The 20519-nt window shown below is 56.2% G+C and carries 15 protein-coding genes; 5 read left to right on the forward strand and 10 right to left on the reverse strand.

What is annotated here, in order from left to right:
• Positions 1-476 precede the first annotated feature (476 nt).
• Both SH573x_RS11280 and dnaG read right to left on the reverse strand, forming a co-directional pair.
• The gene (locus SH573x_RS11280) at positions 477-2096 is read right to left on the reverse strand and encodes a sigma-70 family RNA polymerase sigma factor (RefSeq protein WP_479356709.1); all 1620 of its coding nucleotides are present in this window, start codon (positions 2094-2096) and stop codon (positions 477-479) included.
• Between the two features lie 164 nt (positions 2097-2260).
• Entirely contained in the window at positions 2261-4411 is a 2151-nt protein-coding gene (gene dnaG / locus SH573x_RS11285) for a DNA primase (protein WP_479355059.1), read from the reverse strand.
• A 624-nt stretch (positions 4412-5035) separates the two neighbouring features.
• Between dnaG and SH573x_RS11290 the strand changes: the two genes are divergently transcribed.
• Positions 5036-6052, forward strand: a complete 1017-nt coding sequence (locus SH573x_RS11290) for a potassium channel family protein (RefSeq protein WP_479355060.1) — start codon at positions 5036-5038, stop codon at positions 6050-6052.
• 21 nt (positions 6053-6073) lie between these two features.
• Here the strand turns inward: SH573x_RS11290 and SH573x_RS11295 are convergent, their stop codons facing one another.
• Genes SH573x_RS11295 through dxr form a run of 3 tightly spaced genes read right to left on the reverse strand, consistent with a single transcriptional unit; the run spans position 6074 to position 10413 of the window.
• A complete protein-coding gene (locus SH573x_RS11295; RefSeq protein ID WP_479355062.1) occupies positions 6074-6892 on the reverse strand; it encodes an ABC transporter ATP-binding protein in 819 nt (272 codons plus the stop codon).
• Positions 6893-6904: 12 nt separating this feature from the next.
• Positions 6905-9190, reverse strand: coding sequence for a site-2 protease family protein (locus tag SH573x_RS11300; protein WP_479355064.1), 2286 nt, complete (start codon positions 9188-9190; stop codon positions 6905-6907).
• Positions 9191-9249: 59 nt separating this feature from the next.
• Positions 9250-10413, reverse strand: coding sequence for a 1-deoxy-D-xylulose-5-phosphate reductoisomerase (dxr, locus tag SH573x_RS11305; protein ID WP_479355066.1), 1164 nt, complete (start codon positions 10411-10413; stop codon positions 9250-9252).
• 238 nt (positions 10414-10651) lie between these two features.
• Between dxr and ftsH the strand changes: the two genes are divergently transcribed.
• Complete coding sequence (ftsH, locus tag SH573x_RS11310) at positions 10652-12724, forward strand: ATP-dependent zinc metalloprotease FtsH (protein ID WP_479355068.1); 2073 nt, start codon at positions 10652-10654, stop codon at positions 12722-12724.
• Positions 12725-13067: 343 nt separating this feature from the next.
• On the opposite strand, the gene SH573x_RS11315 is transcribed toward ftsH, so the two are convergent.
• Entirely contained in the window at positions 13068-14105 is a 1038-nt protein-coding gene (locus SH573x_RS11315; RefSeq protein WP_479355070.1) for a hypothetical protein, read from the reverse strand.
• 130 nt (positions 14106-14235) lie between these two features.
• Between SH573x_RS11315 and SH573x_RS11320 the strand changes: the two genes are divergently transcribed.
• Positions 14236-14700, forward strand: coding sequence for a hypothetical protein (locus SH573x_RS11320; RefSeq protein WP_479355071.1), 465 nt, complete (start codon positions 14236-14238; stop codon positions 14698-14700).
• Between the two features lie 54 nt (positions 14701-14754).
• Here SH573x_RS11320 and SH573x_RS11325 read toward each other — a convergent pair whose 3' ends face one another.
• Positions 14755-16101 (reverse strand): MFS transporter, encoded by a 1347-nt coding sequence (locus SH573x_RS11325; RefSeq protein ID WP_479355072.1) that lies wholly within the window; start codon positions 16099-16101, stop codon positions 14755-14757.
• A gap of 226 nt (positions 16102-16327) precedes the next feature.
• Here SH573x_RS11325 and SH573x_RS11330 point away from each other — a divergent pair, with 226 nt between their 5' ends.
• Complete coding sequence (locus tag SH573x_RS11330) at positions 16328-16642, forward strand: hypothetical protein (protein ID WP_479355074.1); 315 nt, start codon at positions 16328-16330, stop codon at positions 16640-16642.
• Between the two features lie 408 nt (positions 16643-17050).
• Here the strand turns inward: SH573x_RS11330 and SH573x_RS11335 are convergent, their stop codons facing one another.
• The 3 genes from SH573x_RS11335 to SH573x_RS11345 all read right to left on the reverse strand — a co-directional run bounded on the left by SH573x_RS11335 (position 17051) and on the right by SH573x_RS11345 (position 19844).
• The gene (locus tag SH573x_RS11335) at positions 17051-17824 is read right to left on the reverse strand and encodes an NAD(P)H-hydrate epimerase (protein WP_479355075.1); all 774 of its coding nucleotides are present in this window, start codon (positions 17822-17824) and stop codon (positions 17051-17053) included.
• The gene (locus SH573x_RS11340; RefSeq protein ID WP_479355077.1) at positions 17754-18893 is read right to left on the reverse strand and encodes a 3-oxoacyl-ACP synthase III; all 1140 of its coding nucleotides are present in this window, start codon (positions 18891-18893) and stop codon (positions 17754-17756) included. The genes SH573x_RS11335 and SH573x_RS11340 overlap by 71 nt, the downstream gene beginning before the upstream one ends.
• A gap of 252 nt (positions 18894-19145) precedes the next feature.
• A complete protein-coding gene (locus SH573x_RS11345) occupies positions 19146-19844 on the reverse strand; it encodes a LexA family protein (protein WP_479355078.1) in 699 nt (232 codons plus the stop codon).
• Positions 19845-20197: 353 nt separating this feature from the next.
• Between SH573x_RS11345 and SH573x_RS11350 the strand changes: the two genes are divergently transcribed.
• Complete coding sequence (locus SH573x_RS11350) at positions 20198-20515, forward strand: hypothetical protein (protein WP_479355080.1); 318 nt, start codon at positions 20198-20200, stop codon at positions 20513-20515.
• Positions 20516-20519 lie beyond the last annotated feature (4 nt).

The following is a 20519-nucleotide window of genomic DNA, read 5'->3' on the forward strand; positions in this document are numbered from 1 at the left end:
GTCATCGGTCCACCGAGACGAGCTCGGTGGGGCCGGAGTGATCTAGCCAATCAGTCATCGGTCCACCGAGACGAGCTCAGTGGGGCCGGAGCGATCTAGCCCATCAGTCATCGGTCCACCGAGGCGAGCTCGGTGGGGCCGGAGTGATCTAGCCGGTCAGTCATCGGTCCACCGAGGCGAGCTCGGTGGGGCCGGAGTGGATCTAGCCAGTCAGTCATCGGTCCACCGAGGCGAGCTCGGTGGGGCCGGAGTGGATCTAGCCAGTCAGTCATCGGTCCACCGAGACGAGCTCGGTGGTGCCGGAGTGATCTAGCCAGTCAGTCATCGGTCCACCGAGACGAGCTCGGTGGGGCTGGAGTGGATCTAGCCAATCAGTCATCGGTCCACCGAGACGAGCTCGATGGTGCCGGAGTGGATCTAGCCGGTCAGTCATCGGTCCACCGAGGCGAGGCTCGGTGGGGCCGACTTCAGCTGTCTTAGGCGACAGCCTTCAAGAAGCTTTCCAGGTGTTTGGCGCGGACTGGATTCTGCATCTTCATGACTGCTTTGGCTTCGATTTGGCGAACGCGTTCGCGAGTCACCTTGAAGATGCGGCCGACTTCTTCCAGCGTATACGAGTAACCGTCGGCCAGACCGTACCGCAAGCGAATGATTTCACGTTCGCGGAAGGTCAGTGACTTTAGTAAGAACTCGATCTTGTCGCGCAGCAAACCGTTGGTCGCATTCTTGACGGGGTTGTCATGTTCGCTGTCTTCGATGAACTCGCCGAAGCTGTTATCTTCGCCTTCGCCCACGGGACGATCCAGGCTGATAGGATGTCGACCAATATCCATGACGCGGCGAATTTCTTCGATTGGTATATCGGTGTGTTGGCCAATCTCATCCACGCTCGGTTCGCGCTTTAGTTCTTGCGTCAACTTCTTTTGAATGTTGCGCAGGCGACTGAGGACATCGATCATGTGCACAGGGATGCGGATCGTGCGCGCCTGGTCAGCGATCGCGCGAGTGATGGCCTGGCGAATCCACCAGGTTGCATAGGTCGAAAACTTGAATCCACGGCGGAATTCATACTTGTCGACAGCTCGCATCAGGCCCGTGTTGCCTTCTTGAATCAAATCCAAGAAACTCAAGCCCCGATTGCGATACTTCTTGGCGATCGATACGACCAGTCGCAGGTTGCCTTGCGACAGCTCCCGTTTGACAGCTTCGAATTCTTCGAAGTGTTTGCGGAAGGTTTCGCAACGATTCTTCAAGCTGCGCGGGCTTTCTTGCGTCAGCACGATCAGGGTCCGCAATTCATGTTGTAAGCGTTCGCATTCGGCGGGCTGGCGTCCTTCTTGCTCGAGCGCTTCGATACGCTGGGACAGCAGTTCCATGCGCTGCGCGTATTGCTCCAGTTGACGCATCAGCGGGTAGATGCGACGGGAACGCAAGCTGAGTTCGCTGGCCAGAATGATGGTCTTGTCGCGCAGTTGCACATATTTGCGAATGAGCAGTTTCTTGTCGGTACCCGAAGTGCTCTTGCGCACGATTAGCGAAAAGACTTGACGCTTCTTTTCCAGCAGTTGTTCTAGCGTCCTCAAGTTGTGCGGCATGCGGGCCGAGATTTGTTCTTTGGTCAGCCGCTCTGTAAGCGAGACTTTGATCGTGCGATCGAAAGGCAGTTGACCGGAATGAACTTTCTTCAGCAGTTCAACCGTGTGGCGCATGGCGAAATCGTTGGCCAGTACCGAGCGACGAAATCGTTTGCGGGTGATCTCGATCTTCTTGGCTAGCGAAATTTCTTCATCGCGTGTCAGCAGCGGGATCTCGGACATCTGGCTCAGGTACAGCCGAATTGGATCATCGCTCAGCTTGGGGCCGGTGCTCGGAGCAGCCGATAGTTGCAGAATATCGTCGGCTTCACCCTCGATACGCTGCCCAGTGGGGATGGGTTGGTCGATCAGTTCGACATTCATGCGTTCCAGGGCGACCAGCAGATTATCCAGTTTTTCACTGCTGACATCCTCGTCAGGCAAATACTTGTTGACATCTTCGTAAGACAGATAACCTTGGGCCTTGGCCTTGGCGACCAGCGCTTGCATTTCCAAATCCATTACATCCACAACTCAACTCCTTCTGATTTGCCGACCGCAAGTTGGGTCCATGCAACAGGTCTCTTTCCTCCTGGAGACTAGTCACACAGCTTGTGGTCAGTATGTGGAAAACGCGAGAATACTTTACATATCAACTATCTATAACTAGCCTTGGGTTCCGAGAATCAGTTCGATGTTGGATGGGCTGCTGGTTTATCTGCTGGACCTGTGGTACTGGTACCGGGTCCTACTGGGTTTTCAGCGACATCCAAATCATCGTACAGTCCGGGACCTGTCGACTTTTGCTCCGGAGATTCGTCGAGCAACTGGCGATCATCTAATCCATGGCTCTGTCGAGCCTGTACGATAAACTCGCTCAATAAACTCAACTCGGTTTCATCATCGAGACCTCCATTCTCGAATCGCAAGAGTTGCCGACGGCGCTCGTGCTCTTCCTGACGTTGACCCATCCGTTGAGTCAACACGCGCAGCCGTTGCTCGGGTGTGTCTTTGACAAATTGTTGCTTGACTTGGGCCTGTTCGTAAAGGGTGACCATCAAACTTTTAATGGACGCATCCTCGATGGCTACCAACACGCTATCGTAATCCAGCGAATAGCCTTGGAATTCGAGATCCAGATAAGCGGTCAGCATATCACGGGCAATGGGCGATTCAATCCACTCGGGTTGAATACGCTCGATAATCATGGGCGCCAGGTACGGGGCAGAGATAATCAGTTCGAGCAATTCGCGTTCGATGGGTGATAAATCGCTTGGTCGAGCCAGACGGGGGCGACCAGCATCAGCAGTTGGCTCGGCGCCAGTGCGCGTGTCTTGCGAGAACATTCCATGCGGAGCGGGAATACCCGGTTCGCCGCCCTGAGCGCCACCCTGTGCGCTGCCCGGGTCTCTGGTTGGGTTAACCGGTGCCCGGCTGGCGACGCTCGGTCGTTGAAAGTCGGAACTGTCATCGCTGCGCTGCGTGCGGGCCGCTCGATCGCTGAGGCTGCGCAAGCGGTTGCGCAGGTCATCCTCTTGAATCATGAAGCGCCGCGCCAAGCGCGCCAGCACTTGATTGCGGCGCATCAAGAACTGATCGTTGGCAATCAATTGATTACGCGGTACTTTTGCCAACAAGTTCAACATCTGCTCGACGGCCGAGTTGGCGCGATGTGTCTCTTCGATCGGATCAAAACCTTCGCACACGCGGCGCATCTTGAACTCGAGGGCGTCAGGCGCTGACTTGGCCAGGTCCAATAGTGATTGACCACTCTCCTTGAGCAGATAATCGGCGGGGTCCAGCCCTTCGGGCAAGGTCAAGACGCGCACATCCATCTGGGCATTCAAGAACAGTTCCAGCACTTCGTCGGAACGCTTCTGACCCGCTTCGTCGCCATCGAGCAGCAGGATGACTTGATCGCTAATATGTCGCAAGTGCTTGAGATGGTTGGCGCCCAAGGCGGTGCCGAGCACAGCTACTGAACTGGTCAGTCCGCATTGATGAGCGACGATGACATCGGTGTAGCCTTCCATCACGATTGCTTGACGCAGTTCACGAATCGTATCGCGCGCCATGTCCAAGCCATACAGCGTTTGATTCTTGGTAAAGAGCGCCGATTCGCGCGAGTTGATGTACTTGCCGCCTTCGGTCGCGCCCGGCAGATGCCGACCACCAAAGCCGATCACGCGATTCTGTGTGTCGCGAATCGGAAACATAATGCGATTGCGAAAGAAGTCATAAACATGACCGCGTTCATTGCGATTCAGGAGGGCAACCGCTTCGAGCTGTTTGGCGTTGTAGCCCGCCGCTGGGGCTTGATCGATCAAGAAGGACCAGGCGTTGGGCGACATGCCCAGTTCAAACTTCTGAATGCTCTCGTCGGTGATACCGCGGCCGGTCAGATACTCGCGGGCTACGGCCGCTTCGGGGCTCTTGAGCAAGTGTTGATGATAGAGTCGGCTGGCCCAAGCCATCACGCGATACAGAGCTGGTTTATCTTGCGCGCCGCCAAAAGGTGATTTCTTGGCAAACTCGGCCGATTGAATTTCAATGCCTGCCCGCTCGGCCAAGACGCGAACTGCTTCGGGGAACGTGACGCCTTCGCGCTGCATCACGTAGTTGAACACATCGCCCCCGATATCGCAGACCCAGCACTTCCAGGTTTGCCGTTCAGGATTGACTTGCATGCTGGGGCGGCGATCGCGATGGAACGGGCAGAGGCCGACGAAGTTGCGTCCTTGTCGGCGCAGCTCCATGGACGTGCCGAGCAGCTCAACAATATCTGTTGCCGCGCGGACGCGTTCTTTGGTATCAGCATCAAGAGTAAAAGCCACCATCAACTCCAATGACGCGTAAAGCCACCAGTCAAACCGAGCCAGCAATTCAGCAAGTTATCCATTTTACCGAATTTGGCTCGCAGCAACATGAGCTGAACATCCGTTGGTGAACAGATGTTCCATAATGCTGCCGATAACCGATGCTTTACCACGTCGTAACACAAGGTCTCGCGATGCGCTCGGCGATTTTGCAATCAACCCGAGAGCACGCAAGAGCTTGCGGCGATTCCGTTCGCATGGACCCCAACAGACACCGTGGATTTCTTGCGGGATAGCCACAGTGATGCGTTAGTAATCCTCCGTCTCCATACGCTGCTGCGGATTATGCCGAGAGACGCAGGGCCGAGTCAACATCAGATTTTTTACTTCTGGGCGTAGCGGTTTTACGCTGGATTTAGAGCGGCTGTCCCCAGCCGCTCAGCACCCGGCAAGTCGCTCAGCTGTAACCGGATGTAAAAGAGGAGTAGGAGTAGGAGTAGGAGTAGGAGTAGGAGCCGAAAACTTCCGTTGCCTGCGAAAGCAAACCGCGGGCTGGCTTTCGGGTAAGCGTTCTGTGCGGTGCGCCACTTCTCGGCTACACTCTTGGCGGTGCGTATTTTTGCTTATAAATATGCCAAGGTGCCGATGCCGAAACCTACGAATCACCCACAATCCAATTTGCTGTTGGCAGCTATCTTCGTTGCCACGGTGCTGGTTGTGTTCACGCTTGGCTACCGGATGGCTGGTTGGTCATGGAGTGACTCCGTCTACATGGTGATGATCACAGCCTTTAGCGTCGGCTATGGTGAAGTGAATCCTGTAGAGACCGTGACCTTGCGCCTATGGACGATCGCTTTGATCGTAATGGGTTGCACCGGGATCATTTTCATCACAGGTACATTTGTTCAATGGCTGACGCAAGCACAGATCGAACGCGTATTGGGGGGCCGCCGCATGGAAAACGAGATCGAGAAGCTCAAGAATCACATCATCATATGTGGATACGGACGCATTGGCCGCTTCATCGCCAAGCAACTGGAAGCGGGAGGTCAGCCGTTTGTCGTAGTTGACCTATCGTCCGACCGGGTCGCCGAAGCTCGAGATGCCGGTTGGTTGACTTATCAGGGCGAAGCGACTGATGAAACGGTGCTACGAGCTGTGGGAGTGGCGCGCGCCCGCGTGCTGGCGACCGTTCTGCCCAACGATGCAGCCAACGTCTTTATCACGCTGAGCGCGCGCAATATGAATCCTGCCATTCAGATTATTGCCCGCGGCGAAGTTCCATCGACTCAACAGAAACTGATTCAGGCCGGAGCCAATCGGGTCGTCATGCCTGCCCATATCGGCGCGGATCGCATCGCGCATTTGATTCTGCATCCCAATGCCCGTGAATTGCTGGGAGGCAAGAGTAAGGCCGCGGCCAATGTTCGATTCGAGAATTACTTGACGGAGCTGGGATTGGATTTAGAAGAGATTCAGATTGGTCCCAATTCTCCTTGGCTGCAACGTGCGATCAGCGATGTAGAAAGTGAGGCCGCCGGTCGGCTGCTGATTGTCGCCATCATCCGCAAGGAAGGCGGTACCGATATGAGCCCAGCGCCGTCTGCGACTTTGTTCAGTGGTGATGCACTGGTCGTGATGAAACGCGTGGTACGTGCTTGATTGGCAGGGGAGGCGATTGCCTTAAATGCCGACAGTCTCATTCAGGGCGGTGGAGACTGAGGCATACATGCTGGCGAATTCACTACTGCTGCGCACCGTGCTGTCGCGTGGGATGGGTAGCGAATTGTCGACCCACTTCATGATCCGACCTTTGCCCAAGATCGCCAGGCGGCCGCTGAGATTGATGGCTTCCGCGATATTGTGCGTTACAAACAAAATCGTGCGACGCTTGCGCATCCACAATTCGATCAGCAATTCATTCATCCGATTGCGCAGGATCTCGTCCAGTGCCCCAAACGGTTCGTCCAACAGCAATATAGCGGGATCGGTGACGATCGCGCGGGCTAGTGAAACACGCATGCGCATGCCGCCTGAGAGCTGACGTGGAAACTTTTGCCAGCTGGCTTGTGGCAAGCCCACAGCGCTCAAGGCTTCAGCCACGCGTTGTTGCTCGTCGCTGGCCGCATTCCTATGCCTCAACACAGGCTGGAAGCCTATGCCACGGGGGCGATCCTCGCTGGCCGCATTCACTTGTCGACCGGCCAGCTCCAGCGGCAGACGCACATTTTGTGCGGCAGTGCGCCAAGGCAACAACGTAGCATCTTGGAATACGTAAGACAAATCGCCAGCGCGACGTTTGGGCAGCTGGCCAGTCAATTCCACGTGACCGCTAGTGATCGGTTGCAGCTTGGCGATCGTGCGCAGAAGCGTGCTCTTTCCCGAGCCAGAACCACCCAGCAAAGCCACGATCTCGCCGGCGCCAACTGACAGCGAGCAATCCTGCAGGACAGGATGCTGGTCGAACCGCACGCACAGATCGCGCACCTCAATGCCAGTCATCCGGGAGCGGTCCTATCGTATTTCGCGCAAGATGTCGTTCAGAATTGCAAAGGCCATCAAGCCCAGCAGACACATGACGCCCAACATCGTCAAACGCACTTGAATCGCTTCGTTGATCGGCTTGCCCCGAATCGCTTCGGCGGTCAAGAACATCAAGTGCCCGCCATCCAGGGCTGGGATCGGCAAGAAGTTCAAGATCGCCAGGTTGGCACTGAGCAATGTGAGGAACAGCAACAACCGCGATGGCGAATCAGAAGCTTCATGCGAGGCCGCCTTGGCTATGCCCCAAGGACCTGCCAGGTTGCTCGCGCTGGCTTTGCCGGTCACCAGGATCGTCAAGAATTCAAAGACGTTGCTCAAACATCGGCCCGTCTCTTTTACGCCCCAGGCTAAGGCTTGACTGACATTGCCAGTGCGCTGAGTCTTTTGCAGGGGGCTCATCAACACTCCACGCTGGTACCAAAACCAATCCTGGGCGTAGTAGACTGGCAAGACTGCTTCGCGAGTCTTCTTGTCGCGTTCAAAGGTACAACGAATGCGAATGCCTTCGGGCAACGCTTGCGAATTGGCCAACAGAACGGGTACGGTGAAGAGCGAAGACAGCGCTCGCGCCTTGGGCGGGATCTCTAAGTCGTCTTCCGCGTATTTCTCGCGCTCTTCTTCCGTGATTTCAAACTGTACTTGAGTCAGCTCATCACCGACCTGCACCAAGGACGAAGCTTTTTCCGACGCTGGATCGACCCAGCTGACCTTGGGTGACACCTTGTAGGCGATACCGAAGTTGTCGATGCCCCAGGGAGCAGAGACTCCACCGATCGTACCAAACGAGGGCGGATCTTTTGTTTCGAGCAAGAAGGTTAGCAACTGGCCTTCGCCGACGTCGGCTGCGGCGACCGGTGGTTTGTCTTCGCCCTCTTTGGTTTCTGCTACGGCTTTGGTCGGACGACGTACGACTAGCTCGACTGGACTTCCCAGCTTCTCGGCAATTTGCATAGGCAAACGCAAAGCATCGACGACTGGCTCACCGTTGACCTTTTCGATAATGTCGCCGACTTTAATGCCTGCTGATTCAGCAATCGATCCGGCTCGCACTGCTGAAACCGGTCCGATGGCGAACCCCAGTCCGAGCGTTTTAACGGGTACGGGTGGCAGCGTGAATTTCAGTTCTTCTGTGCTGGCCGCACCCGCGGCAGCTTCACCGGCCGTGACACCTGAAGTGGCGCCAGCACCACCGGCGAGATTCTTCGAATCACGCAGCACTGTGATCTCAACGGGTTGGTTCCAACGCGCTTGAAACTTATCCGTCATCGCAATGCTCAGGATTTGTCCCGAGTCGGCATCCATTGGTAGTGGTTGCCCATCGACAGCGATAACTTTGTCGCCTTTGCGCAGGTCGACATTCTGCGAACCCAAGTACGAATACTTGCTGGGCGCGTCACCGATGACCGCGATATTGGCTGGGTTGATGCCCACCAGGTAATAACCATCAGGATGCAGTTCTTTAGTAGGCACGACATCGATGGTGGTGCGACCACTATCGCGCACGACGGTAAAGGGGATGGCTGAAGCGCCGCGTTTCATCCCATGAAAGATTGTCTTGCCGCCCATGTCTTCGAAGCGCAAGTAGGGATCTTCTTCGGACATGCCAGCCAGCTGAACCACGTGGTCACTGGGCTGCAGTCCTGCTTGCCAGGCTGGAGAACCCAGAGGCAACGTGCCAATGGTCGTCGGCATGTAAGGCACACCCACCAAGAATGCGGCTGCTGCGAGGAAGACAGCAAAGATCACATTCATCACGACGCCAGCGGAGATGATAATCATGCGTTGCCAAACCGGTTTGGCTTGGTAACTGCGCGGATCCAGGGACGATTCGCCCCCTTCACCTTGGCGGATGCGTTGGGCTTCCGCTTCGGCATTGCGCGGATCATCGTCTTGACCGAGCATCTTTACGTAACCGCCCAGCGGAATGATGCCGATGCCGTATTCTGTCTCACCCCAGCGGAACTTGCCCAAGGTGCGTGGTAGAGCGATCGGGCCGATGTGAATAGGCACGTCGAAGCCCACATAGAATTTCTCGCACTTCACGCCAAAGGTTTTGGCGGCCAAGAAGTGCCCCATCTCGTGGACGAAAATCACAAATCCCAATCCAGCCGCCACTTGCAGAATGACCCCGATGAAGTTCATCCACCTGGTTAGAAACGGAAGCTCGGCCGCCAACGGAAAGAGCCAGTCGGTAGGATCCAACATCCAACCACCCAGCAGCATCATCGAATTCATCACGTTTAAAACGTCCATCATTCCCAAGTCCAAGTTCCGCATCGCAAAGCGACGTTAATCTGTTTATGTATCGTCCCGAACTACACCAGCATCGCCCAACGCTCGATTTCGTTTCGCGACCAATGGTCGAGTCTCAGCAACTGCTCCAGCGTAGGCGATGGCTCAAAGTCGTGTTCATCCAATACGCGTCGGCAGGCGGGCACAATATCGACAAAGCGGATCTTGCCATCCAGAAACAACGCAACCGCTGCTTCGTTGGCCGCATTAACCACTGCGCCGGTCGAGCCACCTCGCTGAGCCACTTCCCAACCCAGATTCAAGGCGGGAAACCGATCCAAATCGACTGGATGAAAGGATAATTCTGAGTTGACATTCCAATTCATTTTAGGGCAAGGACAATCTCGCCGCTCGGGGTAGGTTAAGGCGAATTGAATCGGCAGGCGCATATCCGGCGGGCTTAGTTGAGCGATGACCGATCCATCGACGTATTCGACCATGGAGTGGACGATCGATTGCGGGTGGACTACGACGGCGATCGACTCGGCCGGCATCTCAAAAAGCCACTTTGCCTCAATAATTTCCAGGGCTTTGTTCATCATCGTGGCTGAATCGACGGTGATTTTGCGGCCCATCGACCAGGTTGGATGCGCCAAGGCGTCGGCAATCGTGGCGGCTTCGATTTGGGCTGTCGACCAAGTGCGAAATGGACCACCGCTGGCCGTGAGAATTATTTTTTTCACTTGTTTCGGCTCGCCCGCAGCCAGCGCCTGAAAGATGGCGCTATGTTCACTATCGACGGGTATCAATTCTGCGCCGCTTGCCTTGGCTGCCTGGGTTACCAAGCTGCCCGCCACGACCAGGGATTCTTTATTGGCCAGGGCGATTCGCTTGCCAGCTTGGGCAGCTGCGAGCGTGCTGAGCATCCCCGCGGCACCCACGATGGCGGCTACCACTGTGTCCACTTCAGGATGAGCGGCTAGATGCGAAAGCGCCTCCTCGCCGGTTGCCAATTGGCACGAGCTGGGTAGCTGATCAACGGTCAGCTGGGCAGCGGCTTTGGGGCAGGTGGCCACCAGCATCTTCGCGCCAAATTGCCGCAGGGAAGGTAAGACTTCGGTCAAGCGGGAGTGAGCGGACAAACCGAACAACGACCAAGGTTTTCCCAGCTTATCCAGAACATCAAGGGTCGCGCGTCCGATGCTGCCGGTGGCCCCTAAAACGGCTACTGCGCGACTTGCCTGCACTGAGTGGAGATCCTGTGATGGGGAACGATGAGCTGCTGTCGGGTCGCTATAACCGACAAACATGGCGCAGGCTCGCCTGCATGGGGTCCTTGCCAGCGGCCTGCCGGTGCCAAACAATGCGATTAGCCGGCCGGGTGTGTAAGCTGAGCAAATTGGACATGGGCACTAAGATGGCACAATTGTCCTTTGCATGCAAGTTGAACCTAGGCCCCGTCAAACGACAAAACCTGAGGAAAATATGGCCAAGAGTAACGATGACGGTAGCAAAGAGCGATCCGGTGAACCTAAGACTCCAGGCAACTGGATGTGGTATTTGGCCCTGATCGCCGTCCTGCTGCTGACCGTTAGCGTCTTTGTAGTAGACAGCACGACCAAACAGCTCAGTTACGATGACCTGGTATCGCTACTAAAGAATACGCGCTACGTGGAGCGACAATCGGAACGCTTGCAAGAAGGATTTACTGGCAAGACGGTTGTCAATCTGAAGAATCGACCCGAGCGGATGGAGGTCAGCAAGCTGACCGATGTCAAACTGGACAAGACCGTGGTCTACGGCACGATGACGTACCGTTTGATCGATAACGGTGGCAATGAAGTCCAAGCCCCCAAGACGGCCAAGTTCCGCACGCGCAAAGACGATTCGGAAAAGACCAACGAAGAGATGCGCACGCTGTTGCAGGCCAGCAACGTTGATTGGGGTTTCAGCGATGGTCCCACCTTCATGTCGCAATACGGATTGTTGCTGTTGATCTTGGTGGCGACCATTTTGATCATGATGATTACGGTGCGGCGCATTAGTGGCATCAGTTCGCCCATGTCCTTCGGTCGATCGCGCGGACGATTGTATGCTCAAGAAGATATCGGCATCACCTTCGATGATATCGCGGGTGTGGATGAAGCAGTGGAAGAGGTGCGCGAGATCGTGGACTTCTTGCGTTACCCGGACAAATACCAGCGCTTAGGTGGACGTATCCCTAAGGGTGTGTTGTTGGTTGGACCTCCCGGCACGGGTAAGACCTTGCTAGCCAAAGCGATCGCCGGCGAAGCAGGCGTGCCATTCTTCAGTCTGAGCGGTAGCGACTTTGTCGAGATGTTTGTGGGCGTGGGTGCGGCGCGCGTACGCGATATGTTCCAACAAGCGCAAGCCAAGTCGCCCTGTATCATCTTCATCGACGAACTGGATGCCTTGGGCAAGAGTCGTTCGGGCAGTATGGTCGGCGTGCATGACGAGCGCGAACAAACTCTTAATGCGCTGCTGGTGGAGATGGATGGTTTTGATCCGAACAATGGAATCATTGTTATCGCGGCCACCAACCGGCCTGAAACACTTGACCCAGCTTTGCTGCGCGCCGGGCGCTTTGACCGCAATGTGCTGGTGGATCGCCCTGACAAATCCGGTCGCGAAGAGATTCTGAAAGTCCACGTCAAGAATGTCAAGCTGGGACCAAACGTCAATCTGAAAGAGATCGCTTCGTTCACCAGCGGTTTCTGCGGCGCAGACCTGGCCAACTTGGTCAACGAAGCGGCGCTATTGGCAGCTCGCAAAGGCAAGAACCTCGTCGGTCAAGAAGAGTTTGATGAAGGAGTCGAGCGCGTTACGGCGGGCTTGGAAAAGAAACGTCGCATTATGGACGACGATGAAAAGTTGCGCGTAGCCTATCACGAAGCGGCTCACGCGCTGGTGGCTTACTCGTTGCCCAATACCGATACCGTTCACAAGGTTTCGATCATTCCACGCGGTTTGGCTGCGCTGGGTTATACCTTGCAGCGCCCTGAAGGCGATCGCTACTTGATGACGCAGCCCGAACTGGAATCGCAGATGCAGGTCCTGCTGGCCGGCACCCTAGCTGAAGAGATCGTGTTGAAGGATATCAGCACCGGCGCGCAAAATGATTTGGAACGAGCGACCAGTATCGCGCGCAGCATGATCATGGAGTTCGGCATGAGTCGTCTGGGACGCGTGAACTATCGCGAAAGCAATCGTTCGCCATTCCTGGCTGCTAGTCGTGGTGAGTCGTTCACTCGCGATCACAGCGAACAGACTGCGCGCGAAATCGATGAAGAAGTCAAACGCATCATCGATGAGATGGCGATGAAGACCCGCCAGATCTTGTTGGAGCGTCGCCAGGCGCTCGAAGCGGTGACCCAGCGCTTGATCGAAAACGAAGTAATGGAAACGGCCGAACTGTCGCGGATTATCGAAGCCAACTTGACCGGCCCGCGCGTCGTGCCCGGCACGGCTCAAGCTTCACGCAAGATCGTGGTTCAAACTCCACCAGCTTCGGAAGATATCAATCAAGCAGGTGGATGAGACTGTCACCTCCCCCGCGCCGCGGGGGAGGTCGCCGACGCGGCGTTAGCCGTCGTCGGCGGGAGGGGGCACAGCGCTACGGTTGACTCATGCGTCACAGACTCGCCCCTCCCGAATCTCGCAGAGCCTCGATTCGACCTCCCCAAGGCAAAGCCTTGGAGAGGTGACTGTCACCTCCCCCGCGCAGCGGGGGAGGTCGCCGACGCGGCGTTAGCCGTCGTCGGCGGGAGGGGGCACAGCGCTAGGGTTGACTCATGGGTAACGGACTCGCCCCTCCCGAATCTCGCAAAGCCTCGATTCGACCTCCCCAAGGCAAAGCCTTGGAGAGGTGACCTTGCGGGCTCTATAAACCTACTTCCCAAACTTGATCGGTGCGCACGCGTGGGCGGAGCTCGCCGCTGATGACGATCAGCGTCTTGTGGCTCGGTCGCTGCACGGGAATAGTGGTGACTTGGTTGGCCGGCGACGCGCCGCCGCTGCGCCATTGATCGAGCTGGACATCGTAGATCCATGTACGTTTGGCAAAGCCCGGATGATTGTCTCGGAGTGCTTCAGTTTGCAGAAACAGTGCTCCATCGTCGCCGCTGACGACTGCAATTGCTCCATCGCCAATCGGGCCAGCACCACCCGCTGCGACGGCTACTGGCAAGGCTGCGCGGGCTGTCCATTGTCGCGTTCGGCAATCGTACAACCAAACATCGCGCAAGAACTCGACCTCAGCCTGGCTTGCGCGCCGCCCTCCCATAACTAAGAGTTGCTCTGTGGTAGCACCGGTTCGCGTAACCATGGCCAGCGATCGCGGCCCACCTGGGCATTCGGGAATCGGTTGCCATGGTTTCGATCGCAGTTCCTCCACAGACCGCGCGATCAGTTCCCAGCCTTGTGCCGTGGCTGAACTGAGGGCTTCGCCGGTTTGACCGCTGCAGACGATGAGGCGATCATCCAACCAAACTGCCTGCGCATTGGTAAGGCTGGTGGGCAAACTAGTCAGTGGCTCATGCTGCACGGTGAAGCCGATTTGATTCCTGGTGATGCGGATAAGCGATACATCACTGAAGGTCAGCGATTGGTCGTTGCCACCGATGACCACGATGCCATAAGGTGTCGACACGCAAGCACTATAAGCTACTGCGCGGGGCAGATCCTGCAAACGTTTCCATGAGTCAGCCCTCTTCAGGTCCAGGGCATACAGAGCTGAATGGTACTGTTTGTTGTTTTGCCAGACAGGTTTTTCAAAGTTAGCACCGCCCGCGCAGATGAGTATATCGTCGTGAAGACCAACGATCGGCCCGGCCAAACCCAGTGAATTCGGAATCGAAGGTAACGGGCGCCAACGTAACGCTGACTCCACACTTGGAATCGCGATTGGTTCTTGGGCCAAGCTATGGCAGCTGAGAAGTATCAACATTACCCCGCATGGTATGCCCAGTCTGGTCAAGCGAAACTGTAGCGAGTGTCTATAATGGGACACCTGGGACGGTCCTATCGTAGTTGGCCGAAAGGTGTGGAGTTTGTCTGGTCGTCTAGTCATTATCTTAACACTCAGCGTATGCTTTCTGTTGGTCGGGACTGCGCTTTGGAAACGGTCGACGGGCACGGCCCAGGTGCGCCAGTTCTGGGGCGCAGAGCAAGCTCGTTTGATTCAACATGCTACCCGCGTCGAAGTGATGGCGCTGCGCAAAGATGCGATGACTGCGTGGCGCGATGTATCGCACGCACCTGGGCTGATCCATTTACGCGCTACGTTGGTGGATGATCGCTACTACCTGTGGCCTGTTAAATCGTTGAAGCCGCTCGAGGGGGCGACCACTTGGCTCTTTCGCTTCACCGAAGATGGCTCGAGCGTCGAACTGAGTATCGATACGGCCGATGGCGCGGTGGGCAATCCCCAGACGCGGCAAGAGGTGAAGCTGATCGCGGCCAGTCGCAAAGCCGTAGCTGCCTACCTGGCCGAAATTTTGAAAGCGGAACTCTAAACCCTGCAATCATCAATCATCAATCATCAATCATCAATCATCAATCATCAATCATCAATCATCAATCTTTTCGTCCGGGTGTTTCGGCCACAGCACGAGCATGGCGACCAGTCCAATCAGCGGCACCAGTCCCACGCAGGCCACGCCCGTATCGTACGATTTGGTCCGGTCGACGATGGCGCCGAAATATGGATGCACGGGTGCCGACAGGATCCAACCCAAGAACGACAAGATGCCGGTGATCTTGCCGACGCGTGTAGCATCGACTTCTTGGGTGAACGAGTAGTAACACGGGAACAAACCCAGCGTGCCTGCGCCGACGATTAGCAGGATGCTCAGAAACGGGATGCCGGCTGGCAAGATCGATGCGGCGACCGTTAGCGACGACAGCAGCGCGCAGACTCCATAAACAACCAACCGCGATGAGTGGGCAGTTAGTCCGCGCCTGGCCAAGGCCAGCGCACCGGCACCCGCCAGGATGCAGCCGACGTCGGTGGCCAGGTAATAAGCCGACATGAATGTCAGGCTAGTGGTTTCGCTGTACCCCCTGCCCTCTTGCAAGAACTTGGGCAACCAAGCGCGAATCATTTGCCAGGCAATGTTGATCGACACCACCATCAATACCAAGGCCAAGAACTTGCGGTTCATGACGATGCTCAACAGGCTGCGCGCGGCCGGCTGAGCGGCATCGGCCGGTTGATAGGGATTGCTCGAACGATCGGTATAGCTATCTGGTGCCGATGTACGCTGTGAATTGGGCAGCGGGCTGGGTGCTGCGTTTCTACGCTCAGTTGCCGAGGGCATCGAATCTTTGCGGACGATCGCGAACCAGGCGATGACCCACACGATGCCGACGCTCCCAATGATCAAGAATGGCGGCCGCCAGGCTTCGGGAGCCGTATTGCCACTGACCATACCCAGGATGATGAGCGGGGTAATGATCGCACCCAACGAGGCACCGCTTTGCAAGATGCTGTTGGCCAGTGGTCGATTACGGCTGCTGAGAATCGAATGGGTAACGACCAGTGCACATGGCCAATGACCTGATTCGAAAAAGCCCAGTGCACCGCGGCAATAAAACAAAGAGTCGTAGCCATTGGAAAGTCCGGTGACGAAACCGACAGCCGACCAGGCCAGCAGCACCAGCGGATAGAGGATGCGCACGGGCACGATGTCGGCTAGCACGCCCCACACCAGTGACCCGCAGGCGAAGGCAATAGCAAAGACCTGCTCCAAGTTACCGTACTGTTCTTGCGACAGATCAAACTGCTTCGTGATGCGCGGCGCCAGGTTGGCCAAGGTTTGCCGATCCATGTAGTTGATCATGGTGGCGGCCAGGAGCATAAAGCTGACGGCCCACTGCCATGATCCCATACGTTCGGCGGTTCGAAAGTTGATCACTGATTTAACTCTCCGCGCGGGCCGTGGTGTGTCATCGATGTCGTGCAATGGTCATAAAAAGGCTCTGCCAATATAGCAAGGCAGTTCCGTGAAAAACTCACATTCCGCCAAATTCCGGCCAGGCGTGACCGAAGTTGTCCGCAGGCTTGCGATAACTATGGGCGTCAGGGCAACACAATCGAGCCCCCAACAACCCCCCGAAAAATCAAGCAAGGAAGTCGACACCATGGCCAAGTACTACATTCAAAGCGGCACTGTGCGTCAAGTTGTAGCAGCCGATGATCAAGAGAAGGCAGCGCTCTGGACCGTGCACAAGATCATGCAACAAGTCGTTCCCGTGTACGACGATGTGGAACTGTCCGCTGAAGAGAAGAGCGATGTAGCTCTGGTTCAAGGCATCATGGTTTTGGGAAACACCGTCAAAGTCAACGAACGCGGATTCGATCGCGACGACTCCGTCGAGCTGGATACTTTCGAACTGATCGCACACTGGCACCAGCTGATGTTAGCCTTGGCCAAGTTAGAAGATCTGCTCAACTAAGCACCTTGGAGTAGAGCGGCTGTCCCCAGCCGCTCAGCACCCTTTAACCCAAGTATCTGCCAACGACTGGTCCCTTGGAGTGCGGTGCCCGCGGCACCGCTTTTATGTAAGCGAAGTCTCCAGCCGCAGCCTGAGTCGCTCTGAATGTTTGGAGTCACCTAGCACGTGCCGGCTGGGGTATAGTTTGGTTAGCACATCAAAGCTATGGCTACGCCGCAGTACTCCAAGGTGGCTCGCGCCACGGCACTCAAAAACCGGGGCCAACGCCCACGGCTTAGTTGTAGGCGTTGACTGTCCCGCAGCCTGAATGCACTCGGTGACGTTTAAGACTAGTGGTTCGTACAGGCTGCGGTACAGTTGGATTATTACATCAAAGCTGAGGCTCACGCCGCAGTACTCCACGGTGGTTTAGGCCGTTAGTTCTTCGATCAACTCCACGGGTATTCCGATGGGTAATACGACTAACTGGCCGACGTATGGTTGCGAGGCAGCCATGTTGAAGCCCGGTTTGCGGGCGACGAAGGTGAGCGTAGCTGAGGCGCGAAACGTGACAGGCGCAGGTTGGCCGGTGGTGGCATCCAGTCCGGTTGGAATATCGATCGCCACCCGCTGAGCGCCCGAGGCGTTGGCTCGCATAATCCAGTCCGCTAGCGGGGCTCGCGGCGTTCCCCTCGCGCCCGAGCCCAGCATGGCATCGATGATCAGCTCGGCAGAGTCGATCGCTTTGTTAACCGCAGAGTCATCGCCTTGTAACTGCGAAGCTGTCCCGTCGCGGCGGCTGTCGACGACCCAACAGCCTCGGCTGTGCCGCGCGGTGAGAATGTTCCAGTTGGCTCGAGCATCGCTAGTGAGTTGATCTAGCGGGCCGAGTTGCACTACTGTTACCGGCCAACCCAAGACGCGCAGGTGCCGCGCGATGGCCAGGCCATCGCCGCCGTTGTTACCGCGTCCGCATAGAATTGTGGTTGGCCGGCGGGCGGGGCAATTGTGCAACAGCCATTGAACACAGCCGAGGGCGGCGTTTTCCATCAGGACCAGAGAAGACATGTGATACTCTCTGATGGCCCGCTCGTCGACTTGACGAATCGCTTCAACTGACAACGTGGACTCGCTAAGTCGCTGCCACGAGTTTGGCGGTTCGGGAGGCAGGTTCGATCCCGAGGTGTTGGCGTGCGTTTTCATCCAGCTCTCCGGCAACCTGTGGGCGATTCCATTGCGTTGACATCATGACCGAATTGATGCCAGATCCAATGCCCAACAGCGCTACGCGTTGTCCGGCCGAGATCGATCCGCTGAGAATACCCGCCGCGAGTGCATTGGGTAATGCAACAGAACCGGTGTTCCCTTGCCAATGGAAAGTCGAACAATCGGTTTCGGTGCTCAGTGCCAGCGTGTCGAGCATCAGTCGGCGATGAGCCTGGCCAACTTGATGGCACACCGTCCGATCGAATTGGTCACGCGTCAGAGTTGACTCGGCCAGCAGGGCTTCGAAGGTGCGTTTACCGACGCCGACACCTGCATGCAGCAATTGTTCGCTATCGGTTTGCATCAGCGGTTGCATAGATGTGCCCGCTCGGTCGCCTTCACTCTGACACAGTTGATGATGTTGGCTCTCAGCGCGGGCAACCGAGGTGGACAGTAGATTTTCGGTATGGCTCAGGTCTCGATGACACAGCAAAATAGCGCAGCTGCCCGACCCGATGGTTAGTGAAGCAAACGAGGGCTTGATCGACTGACGCGTCAAGGTCGTATCGGCATTGAGCGCAGCGATGGTGGCTTCGACCAGGTTACGAGCGCTTTCGGTGCCCACCACAATTCCCGCTTTGATCACTCCGCTTTGAATCAGATTGGCGATTTGCGTCATACCGCTCAGCAGCCCCAAGCAGGCGTTGGATAGATCGTGCACCCAGCAATCGCTGGTCAGCCCCAGAGCTGCATGAACTCGGCAGGCGGTGGCGGGTTCGAGATAATCGCGGCATACGCTGGCATGGATTAAGCAGCCCACATCCTGAGGCGAGATGCCCGCTAGTTCCAAAGCGGCCGCCGCCGATTTGCAGCTCGGGTCACTAATAGGCGTGCCTGGCTCCCAAAAGCGACGCTCAGCAATGCCGCTCATCAACTCTAGTCGCCCCTCGGGCAATCGCAGTCGCTCGTAGGTCGGTGCCAGTTGCCGCTCGATATCCAGCGACGAGACAACGACAGGTGGCAAGTGAAAACCGATGGCCTCGATACAAACGCGATCAAAATTCAAGATCGTTCCGCCACTGAAAACTAGAAGTCCCCAACCACCACCGCCCGTGACGTCCTAATCGTACCGCAAAGTGGCTTGGGCTTCCAGCCTGTGGAATACTCCTACTCCTACTCCTACTCGTGCTCGTGCTCGTGCTCGTGCTCGTGCTCGTGCTCGTGCTCGTGCTCGTGCTCGTGCTCGTGCTCGTGCTCGAAATTTGGTCGCGAGTAGGAGTACGAGTAGGAGTAGGAGTAGGAGTACTTCAAAACGCAACTACGACACTGCGGAGTGCATCGTGAAGTGAGGCCGGTGGTTGGCCACGCCTGGCTGGTGGGGACGCACGATGCCAACCACGATGCCAATCACTTCGCTTTCAATCACTTCGCTGGTGATCGCGTGGTTGCCATCGGCAGAGACAGTTGGTGATGGAGTGCCAGTGTCATGGCTATCGATGTGGATAGGCAAGCAGACCGCTTCGGTGGCGTCGGCCTGTGGTTTCAATTCGATGACGCCGTGACTGTTCTTGACTAGAGTCAGCGTGCCGTTGTCGCTGGCCGAGGCATGTTCGACGATCAGGATGTCACCATCGGCTATCGCGTAATCACGCAAATCATCGCCGGTGTACTGCAGCAAGTAGCGTTCGGGACGTTGAATCATGCTGATGACATCGACCGACTTGGGAGCCTTAAACAAGTTGCACTTTCCACGTGTAACTTGACCGTGTACAGGCAGTCCGATGTGACTTTCGCGCGTCTGACGTTCGGTCAGTTCGATAGATCGACTCTTATTGCGAGTTCGACTGATCATGCCTTTGCGCTCGAGAGCTTTCAAATGGCACATGACTCCGTTAGGAGACTTGATGTCTAGAAATTCGCCGATTTCTCGAACCGTGGGGCCGTAACCCCTAAGCGAAATACGTTCCTGGATAAACTCGTACACCTGCTGCTGGCGCACAGTCAACAATCGGGCCATTATTATTCGTCTTCTTACCAGAGGGGGTGGTAAAGAATCTCATGGTGCCAATCAGATCACGTCTAGTATGAGGATTACCAGCACGGACTTAATGGCATCAATAGAAACCAGCAATATGCTGTTTCAGGTGAAATTCTATTTAAAATTGCAAGGCGGGGATAGGCGGGAAATGGAAGTTTCCTAGATACAGTTGTGGGCCGCATCCTGAAACTACCACTTTGTTTTCTTTTTTCGCGTCCTGGTTACTTCTTGTTTCCGGTACCCATCTTGTTTCCAAGTTTTCAATCCCTTACGCTGCTAACTACCTGACCTCCCCTCGGTCCGTTCCCGCCTGAAATACCCTCCCAATTGCTATGACTTTCGAACAATACTGCGCGGTGATTGAAACCACCGCGTGCACCCATGGATGGAGCATGTTCCTGCCCTCCTTGTATGAACTAAGCCCGAGACCGCAGCTGCGTGTTTACGAAAGCTTGCCCCAGCCTGGCACCGATCGAGCCGTCGCTTATGAGTGGGCGCAAAGCTACACAGCTGCCGGTACCGATGTCTACTTGGCTTACCGCGACGGTGAAGGCATGATCCTCATCGAAGAAATCTTGCAAGGCCATGTCACACGCAGCCATCTGCTCAGCGTTACCTCTCCATGCGAAGCCTGGGGAGGTCGAAGTTAGTTGT

This window comes from Rania fehmarnensis (assembly GCF_056494185.1).